We start from the raw sequence: 18,722 nt of genomic DNA on the forward strand, positions 1-18,722 counted from the left end.
CTGTGGTATTCAGTGGCCGGAGGTAGTTTTCACGCCGCCTTCCGGGATGGGCACATACGGTGTTTCTTTGTCGGTACGTTGCGGTATCCGGCTGGCCTGACGCCAGATTTTCACGCCGTAAATCATAATGCTGTACACCACCACCAGGAACAGGAGGCTTAACCCGGCATTAGTGTAATTATTAATCACAATATGCTGCATATTGCTGGCCTGTTCCGGGGTCAGCTGGCTGCCGGCGTCACGCAGACGTGACTGATACTCGCGGGCCATATAGAAAAAGCCTTCCAGTTGCGGATTATTGCTGAACAGCTTCAGACCTAATGCCCGGGTGGTACAGATCAGTAACCAGATGGCCGGCAACAAGGGAACCCAGACATACCGTTGCCGTTTCATTTTGATAAGGATGACACAGCCCAGCATCAGCGCGACGGCGGCCAGCATCTGATTAGAAATACCGAACAGCGGCCACAGACTCTTCACGCCCCCCAACGGATCGACCACCCCCTGATACAGTAAATAGCCCCATAATCCGACGCAGCCCGCCGTGCCGATAATCCCGGCGGGCAGTGACTGTGTCTTTTTCAGGAAAGGAATAAAGTTACCGAGCAGATCCTGCAACATATAGCGCCCGGACCGGGTTCCGGCATCCAGAGCGGTCAGGATAAACAGAGCTTCGAACAGGATCCCGAAGTGATACCAGAATCCCATATCTGCCATTGGCATAATTTTATGGAACACCTCGGCAATCCCCACGGCCAGTGTCGGGGCTCCCCCGGCCCGGTTCAGTACCGACGGTTCTCCGATACTTTGTGCGGTTTGCAGGATTTGTTCCGGAGTGATCACAAAGCCCCAGGAACTGACCGTCGCGGCGGCCCGGGCCGTCACCTCCTGCAGTTGCGCCATGATCAGCGGGGCATTATCGCCTCCCATCTGGTGCAGATCAGGCATGGTGATGCCGAGGGTAGCGGGCGGGCTGTTCATGGCAAAATAGAGACCGGGTTCGATCACCGAGGCGGCGACCAGAGCCATCATGGCAACGAAGGATTCCATCAGCATGGCACCATAACCGATAAAACGGGCATCGTTTTCATTCGCCAGCAGTTTCGGGGTCGTCCCGGAGGCGATCAGTGCGTGGAACCCTGACACCGCACCGCAGGCGATAGTGATAAATAAAAACGGGAACAGGGCGCCTTTCCACAGCGGGCCGGTACCGTCGATAAACGGTGTCACTGCCGGCATTTTCAGATCCGGATTCAGGATCATAATCCCTGCGGCCAGACCGACAATCACCCCGATCTTCAGGAAAGTAGCCAGGTAATCCCGCGGGGCCAGGATCAGCCAGACCGGTAACAGGGCAGAGACAAAGGCATAGCCAATCAGGGTAAAGGTGATGGTGGTATCTTTAAAGGTCAGCGCCGGGCCCCAGTAAGGATCATGGGCGATGACACCGCCGAACCAGATAGAAAGCAGCAGTAATACCAGACCGATGACCGACACTTCACCCACGCGGCCGGGCCGCAGAAAGCGCATATAAATCCCCATCAGCAGGGCAATAGGCACGGTAGAGCAGACGGTGAAAACGCCCCAGGGGCTTTCGGCCAGGGCTTTGACCACGATCAGCGCCAGCACCGCCAGAATAATAATCATGATCAAAAAACAGCCGAACAACGCGATGGTCCCGGGGACCGGCCCCATCTCCTGCTTAATAATCTCGCCGAGCGACGCCCCGTTACGGCGTGAGGAAATAAACAGCACCATAAAGTCCTGTACGGCCCCGGCCAGGACCACCCCGGAGAGCAGCCACAGCGTACCGGGCAGATAGCCCATCTGTGCGGCCAGCACCGGCCCGACCAGCGGCCCCGCTCCGGCTATCGCGGCAAAGTGGTGGCCGAACAGAACATAACGGTTGGTCGGGACGTAATTCAGCCCGTCATTATTGAGTACGGCCGGTGTGGCCCGCGTCGGGTCAAGCTGCATGACTCTGCGGGCAATATAGAGACTGTAATAGCGATAGGCCACCAGATAGACAGAAACCGAGGCGACCACCAGCCACATCGCACTGATGGTTTCCCCCCGCCGCAGGGCCACGATAGCAAGACATCCGGCCCCGGGTATCCCTAAACAAACCCAGGGCAGGTGCCTGAGAAATTTATGTTTATCCATAAGTTATCCGTAGTGTTAGCTGAACAGAAGTTAACGGTCCTGAGGTCTCCGGTCGGAGCCGGGGACGGTGCCTGGCCGGTCGGTGGCGGCACTCCCATCCTGGCGATTTTTGTTAGCTTGCGGGAAGAAAACCGGGCCAGTGGCGTTATAGGGAACAGAGCGGTTGCCGGTGACCGTGAGCGGTTCTTCGCGGGGCCGGGAACCGGTAAATTTGTGATGAGCTTCGCATCCGACTGGCAGGATCCGTCGTCCGTAAGAGACGGCGCAGACGGAATTTCAGTGATGATTTTCTGATTAACAGAAAAAACGTGAGAGAACTCACCGGGTGTGAACGGCAGGCTCCTGCGGAATAAAAGGCAGCGCTATGCCGGGAGAGCTAACTAACGCAAGGACTAGCTCAAATATTGTTATGTTACTGACAGGTCATTATATCAGCGAATTAATCACTCTCTTACCGGTCTGGGGGCTGCCCGACCCGTCTCTTCGGTTTTTCCCGGTCTTTTTGAGCAACCCGCCAATCCCTGTCTACACTTAGAGGGATATTTTATTCTGCAGACACAGGAGTAATGGATGATTTTATCTCTGAAAAACCAGGTGGCGTTGATTACCGGTGCCAGTTCAGGCATTGGCTACGGATGCGCGGAAGCCCTGGCGGCTGCCGGTGCCAGCGTGGTAATTAATTACCGCAGCCAGCCAGAGCCGGCCGAAAAACTTGCCGCCAGTATTCGTGAAAAGGGCGGTCAGGCCATTACGGTGCAGGGAGATGTGTCAAAAGAAGAGGATGTCGAAAATCTGTTTGCGAAAACCCTCGAAGCCTTCGGCGCTCTGGATATTCTGGTGGCAAACTCCGGTCTGCAACGGGATGCCATGATCGCGGATATGAGCCTCGCTGAGTGGCAACAGGTGCTGGATGTGAACCTGACCGGACAGTTCCTGTGCGCCCGGGCGGCCGTCCGCCAGTTCCGTAACCAGGATCGCGGGTCTCTCAGCCGTGCAAAAGGCAAAATTATTCATATGAGCTCGGTGCATCAGTTGATCCCCTGGGCCGGTCATGCCAACTACGCAGCCTCAAAAGGCGGTCTGGATTTGCTGATGCGTTCACTGGCCCAGGAACTGGGCGAGGAGAAAATCCGTATCAACGCCGTTGCACCGGGGGCCATCGCCACGGCAATTAATAAGGAGGCGACACAGGGAGAGGCGGCTGAAAAACTGCTGGAGCTGATCCCTTACGGGCGTATCGGTGACACCGAAGATATTGCCAACGCGGTGGTGTGGCTGGCCAGTGATCTGGCGGATTATGTACACGGCACCACATTATTTGTGGATGGCGGGATGAGTCTGTATCCGGAATTCCGTGGCAACGGCTGAAAACCTGACAGAAGCGAGCGGGATCCGGTATGGCTTCCGCAGGTCTGCGGGCGTTGTGCCGGGGGTTACCCGTTGAGCGCACAGTAAAATGCCGGTGACAGTCCCCTGTCACCGGCATTACTTTCCTTAAGGCCTGTCGCGGCCCCCCGCAGCGGGTGATCCGTCAGTGGTTATCCAGCGGGACGGAAGAGGGAGTGCGGTGTGTGGCTACAGCAGATTTCGGCCGACTGACGTAACGTATAGTCAGTATCACCGCCAGACTCCAGACCACCCCCATCGCAATATACCAGCCCCGCTGTAAGTGCCCGCTCACCAGCCCGAGCGGAGAGAAGGTCAGATACAGACTGACCAGTGCCGCAATCAGCGCGATACTCACCGGCACCGCATAACGCCAGCCCACCAGTTCACTTCCACGGTCCGGCAGACGGCCCTGATGGCCGGCGGGCAGATAATGGTTCAGAGCAAACAGCAGCAGCATTTCACAGGCAAATAATATCCCCATCAGATGAATAAAGCTGATCCCCCAGCGGGCATCCACGTTCAGTCCCAGAATAAAAATACCGTACAGCAGGGCATGAAACACCAGCACCACTTTTGCAGCGATGGCGGGCGGGCGGGCGACGAGGAAGGCAAACAGCACTATCGCAATGACCGGCATATTAAAGAACCCGGTAAAGCGGCGTAACAGGGTGTAGATACCGTCCGGGGCATGCATTAGCAACGGGGCACAGGCAATCGAGATGATGGCGACCAGCAGGGTCATTTGTTTCCCGAAACGGATTTGTTGCCGGTCCGTCGCTGCGGGGCGGCGGTGCAGATAGAAGTCATAAGTCAGCAGCGTGGCGGACGCATTGAGTATGGCATTAAAGTGACTCATCACCGCGCCGAGAATAATGGCGACAAAAAATCCTTTCAGCCACCAGGGCAGCAGGGCGGCGATCAGGGCCGGATACGCCAGGTCTGACGAGGCCAGCGGATGTCCGCGGAAGTAGTGCCAGGCAATGATGCCGGGCAGCATCATCAGTAACGGCAGGATCAGCTTAAACGCGCCGGTGAGCAGAATACCTTTCTGTGCCTCTTCCAGTGAACGGGCGGCCAGGCTTTTTTGCATAATGGCCTGGTTGGTACACCAGTAAAACAGGTTGGCAAAAATCATCCCGGTAAACAGGGTACTGAACGGCACACTGTCGTGGGTATTACCGATCATATTCAGTTTCTGCGGATTCTGACGCAGAAGCTCACCGACCCCTGCCTGAAAATGGCCGTGCCCCAGCGCGATAAAGCCGAGCACCGGCACCAGGAAGATGATCGCCAGCAAAAAGACGCCATTGATGGTATCGGAAACCGCAATTGCCCGCAGCCCGCCGAACACGGCATAGGCCGTCCCGATGGCCCCGGTCAGGCAGATCATAGCGACCAGGCTGCTCTGATAACTGATCCCCAGCAGTTGCTGAACATTAAAGATTTTCTCCAGCGTCAGCGCCCCCAGATACAGTGACGAAGGGCATAACACCAGGGTATACGTCATCAGCAGCAGAATACTGACAATTTTGCGGGCGGTCCGGTCATAGCGGGATTCAATAAATCCGGTCAGGGTGGTAAAGCCGCTTTGCATATAGCGGGGAAGGAAGAATAACGCCAGCGCGATAATGGCAATAATGGCCGTCGCTTCCCATGCGATGGCACTGAGATTATGCAGGTAGGCATCGCCGTTCAGGCCAATCAGCTGGTCAACCGAGACATTTGTCAGCATCATGGATCCGGCGATAAAACCGAAGCTCAGCTTGCCGCTGGCCATAAAATACTCTCTGGCACTGGTATTTTTGATCCGCCGCGTCAGCCAGGAGGAGATCAGGATGATCAGCAACAGCGTTGCCAGGGTGGTTATCAGTGTAAACATCAGGCCTCCGGTCGGGGGTCGTTGATCCTGCCAAACTGGCTGCTGCCATCGATGGCGTAGTGGTCGATGGCCTGCAGTTCATGGGGGGTAAAGTCGGTATTTTCCAGCGCCTGCAGATTGTGCTGCAGTTGCGCCACCGAGCTGACACCGGTCAGCGCGGAAGTCACTTCAGGTAAGCGGAGAACCCAGGCCAGCGCCATCTGTGGCAGGGATTGCCCACGCTGTCGGGCAATGGCCTCCAGCCCCGCAATCCGGGCGTAATTCTGCTCACTCAGTTCACGCTGATCGATACTGGCGCGCGGCTTATCCGCCGGAGTGGCGGCGGTGTATTTACCGCTCAGTAATCCCTGAGCGAGGGTACTGAAGGCAATGATCCCGGTGCCCTGTGCGGCACAGGTTTCCAGCAGGTTTTGCTCAATCCAGCGGTTGAACAGGTTATAGGCCGGCTGATGAACAATCAGTGGCACATGCCACTGACGTAACAGGCGTGTGATTTCCCGCGTCTGTGCAGAGGGGTAAGAGGAGATCCCGACATACAGGGCTTTCCCCTGGCTGACCGCGGTGGCTAATGCCGAGGCGGTCTCTTCCAGCGGTGTCTGCGGGTCGTAGCAATGGGAGTAGAAAATATCCAGGTAGTCGAGTCCCAGTCGCTGCAGGCTCTGGTCAAGGCTGGCCAGCAGGTATTTGCGTGAACTGCCGCCCTGACCATAAGGCCCCGGCCACATGTCATACCCGGCTTTGCTGGAGATGATCAGTTCATCGCGGAACGGGCGGAGATCCTTGCGGAACACCTCCCCGAAATTCTGTTCAGCGCTGCCATAAGGGGTTCCGTAATTATTCGCTAAATCAAAATGGGTGATACCGGCATCGAAAGCGCTGTGCAGCAGGGCGCGCTGTTGTTCCCGGGTGGTGTTGTCACCGAAGTGCTGCCATAACCCGAGCGAGATCCGCGGCAGTTTCAGGCCACTCTGACCACAATACCGGTAGGGCATTTCCTGATAACGCTGTTTTGCAGGCTGATAATGCATAGTCATTTCTCACTGACGAGGGGGAAAGGCGGGGACGGTTAAGCCCAGATGGCTGCGTAAGGTGCTGCCCTGATACTGTGTGCGGAACAGGCCACGACGTTGTAATTCCGGCACCACCTGCAGCGCTACCTCTTCCAGTCCCTGCGGCAGGTGCGGCACCATAATGTTGAAACCGTCCGCGGCATACTCTTCGAACCAGCATTGCAGCTCGTCGGCAATCTGCTGCGGGGTACCTGTCAGGGTCCGGTGCCCACGGCCTCCGGCAATGCGTAACCCCAGCTCTGCCAGCGTGAGATTTTCTTCGGCGGCCAGCGCCAGTAACAGGGCCTGGCGGCTTTGCTGACCGGAATCTGACAAAGGGAGTTCCGGCAAGGGTTCATCCGGCGGATAGCCGGATAAATCAAAATTCCCCAGCATTCTGCCCAGCAGAGCGATACCCACGTCCGGTTCGACCAGTTGCTGGAACTGCTCATATTTTTCTTCGGCCTCAGACTGCGACTGTCCGGTGACCAGCAGTACTCCGGGCATGATCTTCAGGCTGTTTTCGGTCCGTCCGGACAGGCTCAGGCGCTGTTTCACATCCCGGTAGAAGGCTTTGGCTTTGTCGAGTGTCGGCTGGGCGGTAAACACGACATCCGCCGTGGCTGCGGCCAGCGCTTTGCCGTCTTCGGACGAGCCGGCCTGTACCACCACCGGTTTCCCCTGCGGGGAACGGGCAATGTTTAATGGCCCCCGTACCCGGAAATAATCACCGTGATGGTGAAGCGGATGCATTTTCTCCGGGCGATAGACTTCGCCGCCTGCTTTGTCATACACAAACGCGTCGTCTTCCCAGCTGTTCCAGAGCCCTTCGACGACCCGGTAAAACTCACGGGCGCGTAAATAACGTTCCTGATGGCTGAAGTGCTGCTCCCGGTTGAAATTAGCGGCTTCGTTGGCGGCATCAGACGTTACCAGGTTCCAGCCGGCACGGCCGCCGGACAGGTGGTCCAGTGAGGCGAACTGACGTGCAATATGGTACGGCTGATTGTAGCTGGTGGTTGCGGTGGCAATTAAACCGATATGCCGGGTCACCGCTGAGAGGGTCGCCAGCAGCGTGACCGGTTCAAAATAATTAGAGCGCGCCATCTTGTGGGCCACCGGCGAGTCAAACACCGCCAGACTGTCGGCAATAAATAAGGTGTCCAGGCAGGCGTGTTCAGCAAGCTGAGCAATCCGGATATATTGCTGAAGATCCAGCGGGTCCGGCGCCACGTCAGGATGCCGCCAGGCGGCCACGTGGTGGCCCGCCGGATGGATAAATGCACCTAATGAGAGCTGTTCATTTCTGGCCATAATTATTCTTAACTGATTAATATTATTGCTTAAACTATATCTGCGCTGTGTTGTTTTATTTAATATCAATTCGTGCACAGGTTATCCGGAAATTAGCTAAACCACGGGTCATGGCTGTCCGGGACGTGGGGCGCAGAGAGGCAAGGTCTGTCGGTGGCGGACGATATCAGGCGGATAAGTGGCCGGTGACTGATTCGGTTTTCTGTTGATTGCGATGTATGCAGACGGGAAATGCTTGCAGCGGATGAACAGGTTTCTGCGCTGCCGGCCCGGGGAAACGGGTCAAAATACTTGCGATTTATCAGGAATTATGGAAATCTGGACATTGAGACGTCCAAACGTCCAATTCACCTTTCTTCCCCTAAAATAACACTGATAAATATCGCAAACTATGACTCAACTTTCAGCTGACGTATCGTCGGGAAGTACCCCACCAGAAAATGATTACACTATCCATAGCGCGGCAGATGTCAGCCGGCTGGTCAATAACTCAACCCATGGCCGGACCAATGCACGGATCATCGTGGCCATCGCCCTGGGCGGTGTCTTTCTGGATGCCTATGATTTAGGCGCGCTGGCATTCGGCGTGAAAGACATTACCCGCCAGTTCGGGCTGAGCCCGTCGGGTATCGGTATGGTGGTGTCTGCCATCACTCTCGGGGCCATCGTCGGAGCCGTCATCGGCGGATATCTCACCGATAAAATCGGCCGTTACCGCGTGTTTATGGCCGATATGTTTTTCTTTGTGTTTGCCGCCCTGCTGGGCGCTCTGGCACCGAATGCCGAAGTGCTGGGCATCAGCCGCTTTATTATGGGGCTGGGGATCGGCATCGACTTACCGGTCGCCATGGCATTTCTGGCCGAATTTTCGCGGCTGAAAGGGCGGGGCAATAAGGCCTCCAGTATAGCGATGTGGTGTCCGACCTGGTATGCGGCTATCTCGGTCTCGTATCTGCTGGTGCTCGGATTATTCTATTCGTTACCCGCCAGTCAGAGCGAATACCTGTGGCGGTATATCGTGGGCTTCGGGGCGGTACCGGCACTGGTGATCCTGACGGTGCGTAAACGCTATATGACAGAATCGCCGGTCTGGGCGGCGCAACAGGGAGACTTAACCTCTGCGGCCAGCATCCTGCAGACCGCCTATAATATCCCGGCCACGGTCGGGAAAGACGCGGTCTTACACGCGAAAAAGGGTCTGAAACGGCGTACGACCGGCTGGAAAAGTTATGGCGTGTTGCTGAAGGGTGAGTATCTGAAACGTACGGTGCTGAACAGCGTAATGTCATTTGTTTCGCCGTTTGCCTATGCGGCTATCGCGTTCGGGCTGCCGATTATTATTTCCACCCTGTTTAAACAATCGATGCTGACCACCATTCTGGTCTCTCTGGCACTGAATCTGCTGTTTGCCTTTACCGGCGGACTGGCGGCTGTGCGGCTGGTACCGAAACTGGGGTCACGCAGTATGACGATTGCCGGTTATACCTGCCAGCTGGTTGCATTGCTGGGCCTGGCGCTGGCCGGACGTCCGGAAGATACGGCGCAGGCCGTGGCCTGCTGTGCCTTCCTGGCACTTTTCCTGCTGGGGCAGGGCTTCGGCCCGGGGGCGCATACCATGGTGTACGCCTCACTCAGTTATCCGGCGTCGATTCGCGGGGTGGGGGTCGGTTTCAACCAGACGATTACACGTTTCAGCTCGACGCTGGCGCTGTTTCTGTTCCCCATCCTGACGGCGAGCCTGGACACCGGCTTATTCTGGGTGATTGCCTTATCACCGGTGATCGGTCTGCTGGCACTGTTTATCATTCGCTGGGAGCCGTCAGGGTACGATGTGGATGCCGAAGATTATGCGTCTGTAAAACATGAAAATACACAGCCTGGCGGGGGAGTCTGAGATGTCATTTACCGAAATACAGGTCGTACCGGGGCCGGCGAATTATTACTGTTTTCCGGGAGCGTTACGTGAACTGACAAACTTTTATTCTGCCGCAGACCTGGAGCAGGCGTTCTGGGTCTATGGTGAACGGGCGATTGGGGCGGCGGAACCTTTTCTGCCGGCCGCCTGGTCTCTGCCTTCCGCCGGTAAGCACTGCATCCGGGAACATTGCAGTGAACCTTTAATCAGCCAGCTACTGACACAGGCCGGGGACCACCGGAAAGTGATTATCGGTATCGGCGGTGGATCGGTGATGGACAGTGCAAAAGCACTGGCGGATCGCCTGAAATTACCGGTGGTGCTGATCCCGACCATTGCCGCCACCTGTGCGGCCTGGACGCCGCTCTCGGTGTGGTACAACGCCCACGGAGAGAATATTGGTTATGAAATCTTTAAACAGGCTAACCATCTGGTGCTGGTGGAACCGGAAATTATACTGAACGCGCCGGCGGACTATCTGCTGGCCGGTATCGGCGATACCCTGGCGAAATGGTATGAAGCCCGGGTGCTGCTGCCGGATGAAACGGCTTGCAGTGTCCCTTATCTGGCAAAGACGGCGCTGAAAATGGCCGAAGGTCTGCGTGACCTGCTGTTCAGTGACAGTGCTGTCGCACTGCGGGATCAGCAACAGGGCACACTGACCCCGCGCTTTATCTCGGTGGTCGATGCCATTATTGCCGGGGGCGGGCTGATCGGCGGGTTAGGTGAACGTTTCACCCGTGTCGCTGCCGCGCATGCCGTGCATAACGGGCTGACCGTGCTGCCGCAAACCCACCGTATTCTGCACGGGATTAAGGTGGCTTATGGCATTCTGGTGCAGGCGGCACTGCTGAATCAGCAGCAGGATATCCGTAAGCTGTTGCACTTTTATCATCAGCTGAAATTGCCGGTCACGCTGGCGGAGCTGGGAGTTTCTCTGTCAGATCGTGAAGAGATGGATAAAATGATCGCGCATACTTTACGTCCGCGGGAAACCATTCACCTGTTACCGGTGAAAGTGACGGAAGAAACGCTGTATCAGGCGATGGCGGCTATTGAACGGGCAGGAAAGTCAGCAGAGTAAGACTGAAGGCCCGGCAGGACGCCGGGCCGGGATATCATCAGAAATCCGCTTTCAGTACCGCACGGTAACGGGCTTTACCGTCACGCACATACTGCAGAGCGTCATTGATTTGTGACATCGGGAACAGCTCGGTCTGAGGTTTCACCCCGGAGCGTGCGGCCAGTTTTACCAGGCTGCGTAACTCATGCGGAGACCCGGTCGATGACCCGGAAATGCTCCGGTCACCGGCAATCAGCGTAAAGGCTGGCACTTCAAACGGTTTCATCACGGCACCGACGGTATGGAAGCTACCGTTGTAGGTCAGTGCCTGGAAGTACGGCATCCAGTCCAGATCGACATTGATGGTGTTGATAATCAGATCAAACTGTCCGGCCAGCGCTTTCAGGGCTTCCGGGTCGCGGCTGTTAACCACCTTGTCGGCACCCATTCCCAGGATTTCCTGTTCTTTAGACGGTGACGAACTGAACGCGGTGACTTCACATCCCATCGCATGCAACAGTTTAATAGCGATATGGCCCAGGCCACCGATACCTATGACACCGACACGACTGGTCGCCGTGATATGGTGCTGCAGCAGGGGTTTGAATACCGTGATCCCGCCGCACAGCAGCGGACCGGCAGATTCGATATCCAGCGCTTCCGGAAGCGGGATCACCCACTGCCAGTCGGCACGGATTTTTTCAGCGAAGCCACCGCGGTTCAGGATAGTCGGCACACTGCCCTGTTTACAGTTGCTGTGACTGCCGCTGATACAGGCATCACAATACCCGCAACTGCGCGCGGTCCAGCCAATCCCGACACGCTGACCGACTTTCAGGCCTTTGTTTTCTGCCGCACTCCCCAGAGCGCTGACACGGCCAACCACTTCGTGACCAGCGACCAGAGGGTACTGAGATATGCCCCATTCGTTGTCAATCATCGACAGATCGGAATGACAAATACCACAGTACTCAACCGTGACTTCAACATCTTCGGCAGCAAGTTCACCGGCATCAAATTCCTGCAGTTCCAGTGCTGCGCCAGCTTCGGCCGCGGCGTAGCTTTTAATCTTGCTCATGAAGGTCTCCTTTCTGTGATGTAGTTATCACTTTAAAGCATGGCAGATGATAGCCATTAAAAAAAGCGCAGAAGAGAATAATATGATGCGGGGGAAAATAGTTGTCCGATATTGCGGTAAGGGCCGGTGAAACTCACCGGCCACAGGAGGGTCAGGCAGGTTTCGCACACCCGTTACATTGATTTTCAAGGATTTGTGTAAAGAAATCATTACCCTTGTCATCCACCAGGATGAAAGCCGGAAAGTCCTCAACGTCAATCTTCCAGATAGCTTCCATCCCCAGTTCCGGGTATTCGACACACTGCAGATTTTTAATACTCTGCTGTGCCAGTACTGCTGCCGGACCGCCGATACTGCCAAGATAAAACCCGCCATGTTTTTTACAGGCATCCGTCACCTGCTGGCTGCGGTTGCCTTTGGCCAGCATAATCATGCTGCCGCCGTGGGATTGCAGTAAATCCACATAAGAGTCCATTCGTCCGGCGGTGGTCGGCCCGAGTGAACCGGAGGCATAACCGGCCGGCGTTTTTGCAGGCCCGGCGTAATAGATGGGGTGATCTTTAATGTACTGCGGGAGTTCTTCCCCGTTATCCAGACGCTCTTTCAGTTTTGCATGGGCGATATCACGCGCGACGATAATCGTGCCATTCAGGGAGAGACGGGTCGATGCCGGATACTGGCTCAGCCGGGCCAGGATCTCTTTCATCGGCCGGTTCAGGTCGATGCTGACGACCGTACTTTCCGCTGCATTCTGCAATGTCTTCGGAATCAGGCGTGCCGGATTATGTTCCAGTTTTTCTATCCACAGACCTTTACGGTTAATTTTCGCTTTAATATTACGGTCAGCCGAACAGGAGACGCCCATCCCGATCGGACAGGAGGCACCGTGGCGGGGCAGACGGATCACCCGGATATCATGGGCAAAATATTTACCGCCGAACTGCGCCCCCAGGCCGAGGTTCTGTGCTTCTTTCAGCAGTTCCTGTTCCAGCGCCGTATCGCGGAACGCCTGACCGTACTTATTGCCTTCGGTCGGCAGATCATCATAGTAATGGGCGGAGGCCAGTTTGACGGTTTTCAGGGTACTCTCTGCGGATGTGCCGCCGATCACAAAGGCAATGTGGTATGGCGGACAGGCCGCCGTGCCCAGGGTGCGCATTTTCCCGACCAGATAATTTTTGAGTTTCCCCGGGCTGAGCAGCGCTTTGGTTTCCTGATACAGATAGGTCTTATTGGCAGAACCGCCTCCTTTGGCAATACAAAGGAACTTATATTCATCGCCATCCACGCTGTAGAGATCGATCTGCGCCGGCAGATTCGTGCCGGTATTCACTTCCTGGTACATATCCAGCGCAGCATTCTGTGAATAGCGCAGGTTATCCTGCTGATAAGTATTGAAGACTCCCTGGCTGAGAAAGACCTCATCGCCCCCGCCGGTCCAGACCCGCTGACCTTTTTTACCCACGATGATGGCGGTCCCGGTGTCCTGACAGGACGGCAGGATACCTTTGGCGGCAATTTCGGAGTTACGCAGAAACTGCAGCGCGACATATTTATCATTTTCGCTGGCTTCGGGGTCATCGAGAATATCGGCTACCTGTTGCTGATGGGCGGTGCGCAACATAAACGAAGTATCATGGAATGCCTGCTGAGCCAGCAGCGTCAGCGCTTCCGGCGCTACTTTCAGGATCTCCTGCCCTTCAAATTCAGCGACTGACACATAATCGCTACTCAGCAGGTAATAGTCGGTATCATCTTCGGCGACAGGAAACGGGTCCTGATAATGAAAAGGGATCGTTGACATGTTTTCTCACTTAAAGAGCCGCAGACTGGCGGCCACTATGCTTCGCAAAATACTGATGGTAATGGAAAATCTCTCCCGGCGCCCGATACGTTGCCGGTGCCGGGAGAGGCTCATTGACATAAATACCTGCAGCGATAAAAACGACGCTGTTATCCGAAGATCATCATCATCCAGGGGTAGCCGATGACAAGTAATGCGACCAGGAAAATAGCACCAAAAATGGTCCCCAGACGCCAGTAGTCTACGGTAGGCAGATAGCCACTCCCGTAGTATATCGGGCTTGGTCCGGTCCCGTAAGGGGTGATAATGCCCATCACTCCCAGAGAGGTGACCATCATCAGACAAAAGACCTGCATGTTCATGCCCGGAATGGTGGCGGCGATGGTCAGCATGGCAGGCAATAATGCCGTGGTATGTGCGGTGGTACTGGCAAACAGGTAATGCAGCAGATAAAAGGCTATCACCAGCACGATAAGCGCCACGCCCGGTGAGATACCACCCATCAGTGCACCGCCTTCTTTCCCCAGCCAGCCGATAAAACCGGTAGAAGAAAGACCATCCGCCAGGGCGACCAGGGTCGCAAACCAGGTAAAGGTATTCCAGGCGGCTTTATTACCGGTGATATCGCTCCAGTTAAGCACACCGGTCCATAACATCAGGGTGATCACCAGCAGAGCGGCCATGGCCGGTTCAATCCAGCTGGCGGCAAAAATCCACATCGCCAGGGCGCAGCAGACAAAGATCAGCAGCAGGATTTCGTTACGGGAAAGCTTACCCAGTTTTTCCAGCTCACGGGTGGCCCAGCGCGGCACCTCGTCGTTAACCTTCACCTCCGGCGGATAAAACAGATAGGCCAGCAGGGGCATGGCCAGGATCAGCAGAATACCGAGCGGCAGGAAGGCGACAAACCAGTTCCCCCAGGAGATGGTGATCCCGGTAATACTTTTCACCAGTGCCAGCGCCAGCAGGTTGGGGGCCAGTGCGGAAAGGAACATTGAGCTGGTGATACAGGCGGCAGTGATGGCGACCCACATCAGGTATGAACCGATACGTCTCGCGCTGGGGTCATTAGGTTTCGACCCATACAGCGGCGGCAGGTTGGCAATAATCGGGTAGATCGTTCCGCCGCTACGGGCGGTATTGGAAGGCGTAAACGGGGCCAGTAATAAATCGGCAAAGGTAATGGCATACCCCAGCGTCAGACTGCGGCGTCCCAGATATTTGACCAGTATCAGTGCCAGCCGGCGGCCGAATTGCGTTTTATCGTAACCGGCGGCAAACATAAAGGCCCCGAAGATCAGCCAGACGGTGGAGTTACCAAATCCGCTGACGGCCCATTTAAAGGACTGGCCTGCCAGTTTGAAGCCAGGAGCCGCTTGCTGTTCCGGGCTGAACAGTAACCAATGGCTGAAGAGGGCGATAACCACCACCCCGGTCAGGCCGATGACGGCGCCGGGTAACGGCTCAAAAATCAGCCCGACGATCACCCCGACAAACACGGCGAAGAAATGCCAGGCATAAGGCGGAAGACCGGCAGGCACGGGGACGAGTAAAAGCAGAAGGGCGACGACGACGGGAAGGAGCAATAATATCAGACGGTTTTTTTTGCCGGTGGCGGGGGGAACTCCCGTCGCGGGCTGAGTTGCATTTGATTTTACGTTCATAGTCAGTTTCTGTATGGGGTTAGAATAGTTATGGAGTAGCGTACAGATAATATTGCGTTTCCGTTATCAGGACTTTTCTGTGGTTCAGAATATCCCCGACGCGAAAATTATTATTATGCAGAGCATGTTACATCATCTGCATCATGGATAAAGTCTTTATATGATCTGTTATCTCTTTTTTTTACCGTTGATCCTGATCAACGAAACAGAACTATTTTTTTATTTTTTAAATTATTTTTAGCAATTCTTTTTTGATATCAGTCACCTGCTTATTTCCGGTCGCTTAGCCGGGGCTTCTGCCGGCCGGTGGGCACGGAATGAAAAGTGTTACATGATGATTTAATTAGGGTTTATCTCTTTGCTGGCTTACGGTGACCTTATATTCTCCTGTAATAAAACAGCGTGGTAAGGGTTAACAGAAAAATACGCGGCCCTGCCAGTTGGCGGAATTTAAATTTTAATTAATTTATGTCATAAGTTGTGTTTTTTGTTTGTGCTTGAATACGGAGATCGGACATTACCGGAATAACGGGTTTCCGATAACGACCTGAAAAAAATAGTCCTGAACATCCGGAGCAGATAATGACGAATTGTAACCCGCAGCTATCAGAACCCCTGACGCTTCCCTGTGGTACCACCTTAAAAAACCGGCTGGTGATGGCCCCGATGACGACCTGCGCCGGATTCTATGAAGGCAGTGTGACCCGGGAACTGGTGGAGTACTATCGACAGCGTGCGGGTGATGCAGCCGCCATTATTGTTGAATGTGCCTTTGTGGAAGATAACGGGCCGGCGTTCCCCGGGGCGATAGGTATCGACAAAGACAGTAAAATCGAGGGCCTGGCAAAAATTGCCGCGGCTATCAAAGCGCGGGGTTCGAAAGCGATTCTGCAAATCTATCATGGCGGGCGGATGAGTGAACCGCTGCTGATTGGCGGCCGGCAGCCGGTCGCGCCGGACGCTATCGCCATGCCCCGCGAAGGTGCTGTCACCCCGCGCGCGCTGAACACGCAGGAAGTGGCAGACATGGTAGAGAAATTCGGGCAGGCCGTTCATCGGGCTATCCTGGCCGGATTTGATGGCGTCGAAATCCACGGGGCGAATACCTATCTCATTCAGCAGTTCTTTTCACCGCATGCGAACCGGCGAAATGATGAATGGGGGGGCAGCCGTGAAAAACGGGCCAGATTCCCGCTGGAAGTGCTGAAAGCGGCTCAAAAGAAAGTAAAACAATACGCTCCGCCCGGGTTTATTATCGGCTATCGATTTTCCCCGGAAGAGATCGAAGAGCCGGGGATCCGTTTTGACGATACGCTCTTTCTGCTGGATAAACTGGCGGTTCAGGGGCTGGATTACCTGCACTTTTCAATGAACCATATTCTGCGCAGCTCGCTGGTGGATACGGCAGACAGTGAACCCCTTATCGATAAATATATTGCAGGGCGCACCTCGGCACTGGCCGCTGTTCCGGTGATTGGTGTGGGCAGTGTAGTGAGTCAGCAGGAAACGACGCAGGCGCTGGCCCATGGTTACTCGCTGGTCGCCATCGGCAAAGGCAGTATTGCGTATACTGACTGGGCCTCAAGGATCATCGGGGGCGAGACCCTGTCGCTGACTATCGACAGTACTCAGCGTGAAGCCTTATTTATTCCCGAACCGCTGTGGTACTTCCCGCAGGTGGCGGCGATGGTCCGCGATCTGAGTCTGGCGGGCGGGAAGTTTATGCCCGGCCACTACAGTGAAACCTTACAGGATGAGCAGGGGGATTGCCGGATCACGGTCACCCTGGCGGAGGATCGTATTACTGATCTCGAACTGTCCACGAAGGAACCGGCTGAGATCGAATTTACCACCCATTTTAATGAACTGCGTTCGCGGATCCTCGATGCTAACAGTCCTTATGTGGATGCGGTGACCGGTGCCACAACCCAATGCGAAGCCGTGAAAAAAGTGGTCGCCAGAATCCTGATGGCCTCCGCAAGGCAGCGTTTGCAGCAGACCGGCGACGGGAACGGGGGCGAAGCGCACTATGATGTTGTGGTGGTGGGCAGTGGCGGTGCCGGGCTGACGGCCGCCATACAGGCCAGCGAGTCGGGTGCCCGCGTGCTGATTGTCGAAAAAATGCCGGTACCGGGCGGCAATACGCTGAAAGCCTCGGTAGGGATGAATGCGGCCGAAACCCGGTATCAGACGCTGAAAGGTATCCGTGACAGTAAGGCGCTGTTTTATGAGGAAACCCTGAAAGGCGGCCACGGTAAAAATAATACGCTGCTGTTGCATGAATTTGTGGAGCAGGCGCCTCAGGCGGTGGACTGGCTGGCGAAGCATGACATCGTGCTGAGCGATATCACCATTACCGGCGGCATGAGTATCGATCGTACCCATCGTCCGGCGGATGCGTCTGCCGTCGGGGGCTATCTGGTCAGTGGTTTATTAAAAAATATTCATCAGCGCCCGGACATTGAAATGATGACCGATACCAGCGTCAGCGGAATTGAGTATGACGATGGCAGGGTGACCGGGGTGACGTTACTGAATGAGCAGCAGGAAAGCTTCCGTGTGCAGTGCCACAGTGTGATCGTGGCGACCGGCGGTTTCAGCGCCAATCAGAAAATGGTGGTCAGCTACCGTCCGGATCTGGCCGGATTTGTCACCACCAACCATCCCGGCGCAACCGGGAGCGGGATTGCGTTATTACAGTCTATCGGTGCCGGTACGGTGGATATGGGCGAGATACAGATCCATCCTACCGTAGAACAGACCACCTCTTACCTGATCTCTGAATCTGTCCGCGGCGGCGGGGCCATTCTGGTCAGTCAGAAGGGCGAACGATTTATTAATGAGATGGACACCCGGGATAAGGTCTCGGCAAAAATCATCGGCCTGCCGGAGAAATCGGCCTGGATAGTGTTTGATCAGCAGATCCGTGAACATAACAAGGCCATTGAGACGTATCTCTCGCGGGGATTTGTGGTGAGCGCGGACACCCCGGAGGCGCTGGCCGAAAAGACGGGGATGGATGCCACGCGGTTGCAGGCGACGTTAGCCTGTTTTAATCAGGTCGTCGCAAACAAGCAGCCGGATCCCTTTGGCCGTACCACGGCCCTGCGGCAGCCCCTTAGCCAGCGGCCTTTTTACGCTATCCGTATTGCGCCGGGGGTACACCACACGATGGGCGGGGTCACGATTAATACCCATACCGGGGTGCTGGATGAAAACCAGCAGCCGCTGGCCGGGGTGTTTGCGGCGGGGGAAGTGGTCGGCGGGATCCATGGCGGTAACCGTATCGGGGGGAATGCCGTGGCAGATATCGTGATCTTTGGCCGGGTGGCGGGAGAAAACGCCGCGAAGTATGCCCTGGCACACCGGGATCAGCCGGCCGTCACCCCGGCCTGACGGGGCTG

The 18,722-nt window shown here is 55.6% G+C and carries 12 protein-coding genes; 5 read left to right on the plus strand and 7 right to left on the minus strand.

Annotated elements, in window-relative coordinates:
• Positions 1-9 precede the first annotated feature (9 nt).
• A complete protein-coding gene (locus ABD035_RS06245) occupies positions 10-2,163 on the minus strand; it encodes a carbon starvation CstA family protein (RefSeq protein WP_343868596.1) in 2,154 nt (717 codons plus the stop codon).
• On the opposite strand from ABD035_RS06245, the gene ABD035_RS06250 reads away from it, so the two are divergent.
• Both ABD035_RS06250 and ABD035_RS06255 read left to right on the plus strand, forming a co-directional pair.
• Positions 2,152-2,457: a hypothetical protein gene (locus tag ABD035_RS06250; RefSeq protein ID WP_212713733.1), complete on the plus strand. Its 306-nt coding sequence runs from the start codon at positions 2,152-2,154 to the stop codon at positions 2,455-2,457. The genes ABD035_RS06245 and ABD035_RS06250 overlap by 12 nt on opposite strands.
• A gap of 276 nt (positions 2,458-2,733) precedes the next feature.
• The gene (locus ABD035_RS06255) at positions 2,734-3,531 is read left to right on the plus strand and encodes an SDR family oxidoreductase (RefSeq protein ID WP_212713744.1); all 798 of its coding nucleotides are present in this window, start codon (positions 2,734-2,736) and stop codon (positions 3,529-3,531) included.
• Between the two features lie 163 nt (positions 3,532-3,694).
• On the opposite strand, the gene ABD035_RS06260 is transcribed toward ABD035_RS06255, so the two are convergent.
• From ABD035_RS06260 to ABD035_RS06270, 3 genes are read right to left on the minus strand one after another with little or no spacing between them, the layout of a single operon-like run.
• On the minus strand, positions 3,695-5,431 hold the full coding sequence (locus ABD035_RS06260; RefSeq protein ID WP_343868599.1) for a solute:sodium symporter family transporter: 1,737 nt from the start codon (positions 5,429-5,431) through the stop codon (positions 3,695-3,697).
• Complete coding sequence (locus ABD035_RS06265; protein ID WP_343868601.1) at positions 5,431-6,459, minus strand: aldo/keto reductase; 1,029 nt, start codon at positions 6,457-6,459, stop codon at positions 5,431-5,433. Before ABD035_RS06265 ends, ABD035_RS06260 begins: the two co-directional genes overlap by 1 nt.
• Positions 6,460-6,468: 9 nt before the next feature.
• Positions 6,469-7,794 (minus strand): LLM class flavin-dependent oxidoreductase, encoded by a 1,326-nt coding sequence (locus ABD035_RS06270; protein ID WP_343868603.1) that lies wholly within the window; start codon positions 7,792-7,794, stop codon positions 6,469-6,471.
• Positions 7,795-8,185: 391 nt separating this feature from the next.
• On the opposite strand from ABD035_RS06270, the gene ABD035_RS06275 reads away from it, so the two are divergent.
• The gene (locus ABD035_RS06275; protein WP_343868605.1) at positions 8,186-9,688 is read left to right on the plus strand and encodes an MFS transporter; all 1,503 of its coding nucleotides are present in this window, start codon (positions 8,186-8,188) and stop codon (positions 9,686-9,688) included.
• A 1-nt stretch (position 9,689) separates the two neighbouring features.
• A complete protein-coding gene (locus tag ABD035_RS06280; protein WP_343868607.1) occupies positions 9,690-10,793 on the plus strand; it encodes an oxidoreductase in 1,104 nt (367 codons plus the stop codon).
• 37 nt (positions 10,794-10,830) lie between these two features.
• On the opposite strand, the gene ahr is transcribed toward ABD035_RS06280, so the two are convergent.
• From ahr to ABD035_RS06295, 3 genes are all read right to left on the minus strand, one after another.
• Positions 10,831-11,850, minus strand: a complete 1,020-nt coding sequence (gene ahr, locus ABD035_RS06285; RefSeq protein ID WP_343868609.1) for an NADPH-dependent aldehyde reductase Ahr — start codon at positions 11,848-11,850, stop codon at positions 10,831-10,833.
• 151 nt (positions 11,851-12,001) lie between these two features.
• Positions 12,002-13,654: a class I fumarate hydratase FumA gene (fumA, locus tag ABD035_RS06290; protein WP_212713751.1), complete on the minus strand. Its 1,653-nt coding sequence runs from the start codon at positions 13,652-13,654 to the stop codon at positions 12,002-12,004.
• 149 nt (positions 13,655-13,803) lie between these two features.
• Complete coding sequence (locus ABD035_RS06295) at positions 13,804-15,318, minus strand: anion permease (protein WP_212713752.1); 1,515 nt, start codon at positions 15,316-15,318, stop codon at positions 13,804-13,806.
• Between the two features lie 582 nt (positions 15,319-15,900).
• On the opposite strand from ABD035_RS06295, the gene ABD035_RS06300 reads away from it, so the two are divergent.
• Positions 15,901-18,714, plus strand: a complete 2,814-nt coding sequence (locus ABD035_RS06300; RefSeq protein WP_343868613.1) for a flavocytochrome c — start codon at positions 15,901-15,903, stop codon at positions 18,712-18,714.
• Positions 18,715-18,722: the final 8 nt, after the last annotated feature.

Origin of the sequence: Tatumella terrea, assembly GCF_039523755.1 — a bacterium.
Taxonomy (GTDB): Bacteria; Pseudomonadota; Gammaproteobacteria; order Enterobacterales; family Enterobacteriaceae; genus Tatumella; species Tatumella terrea.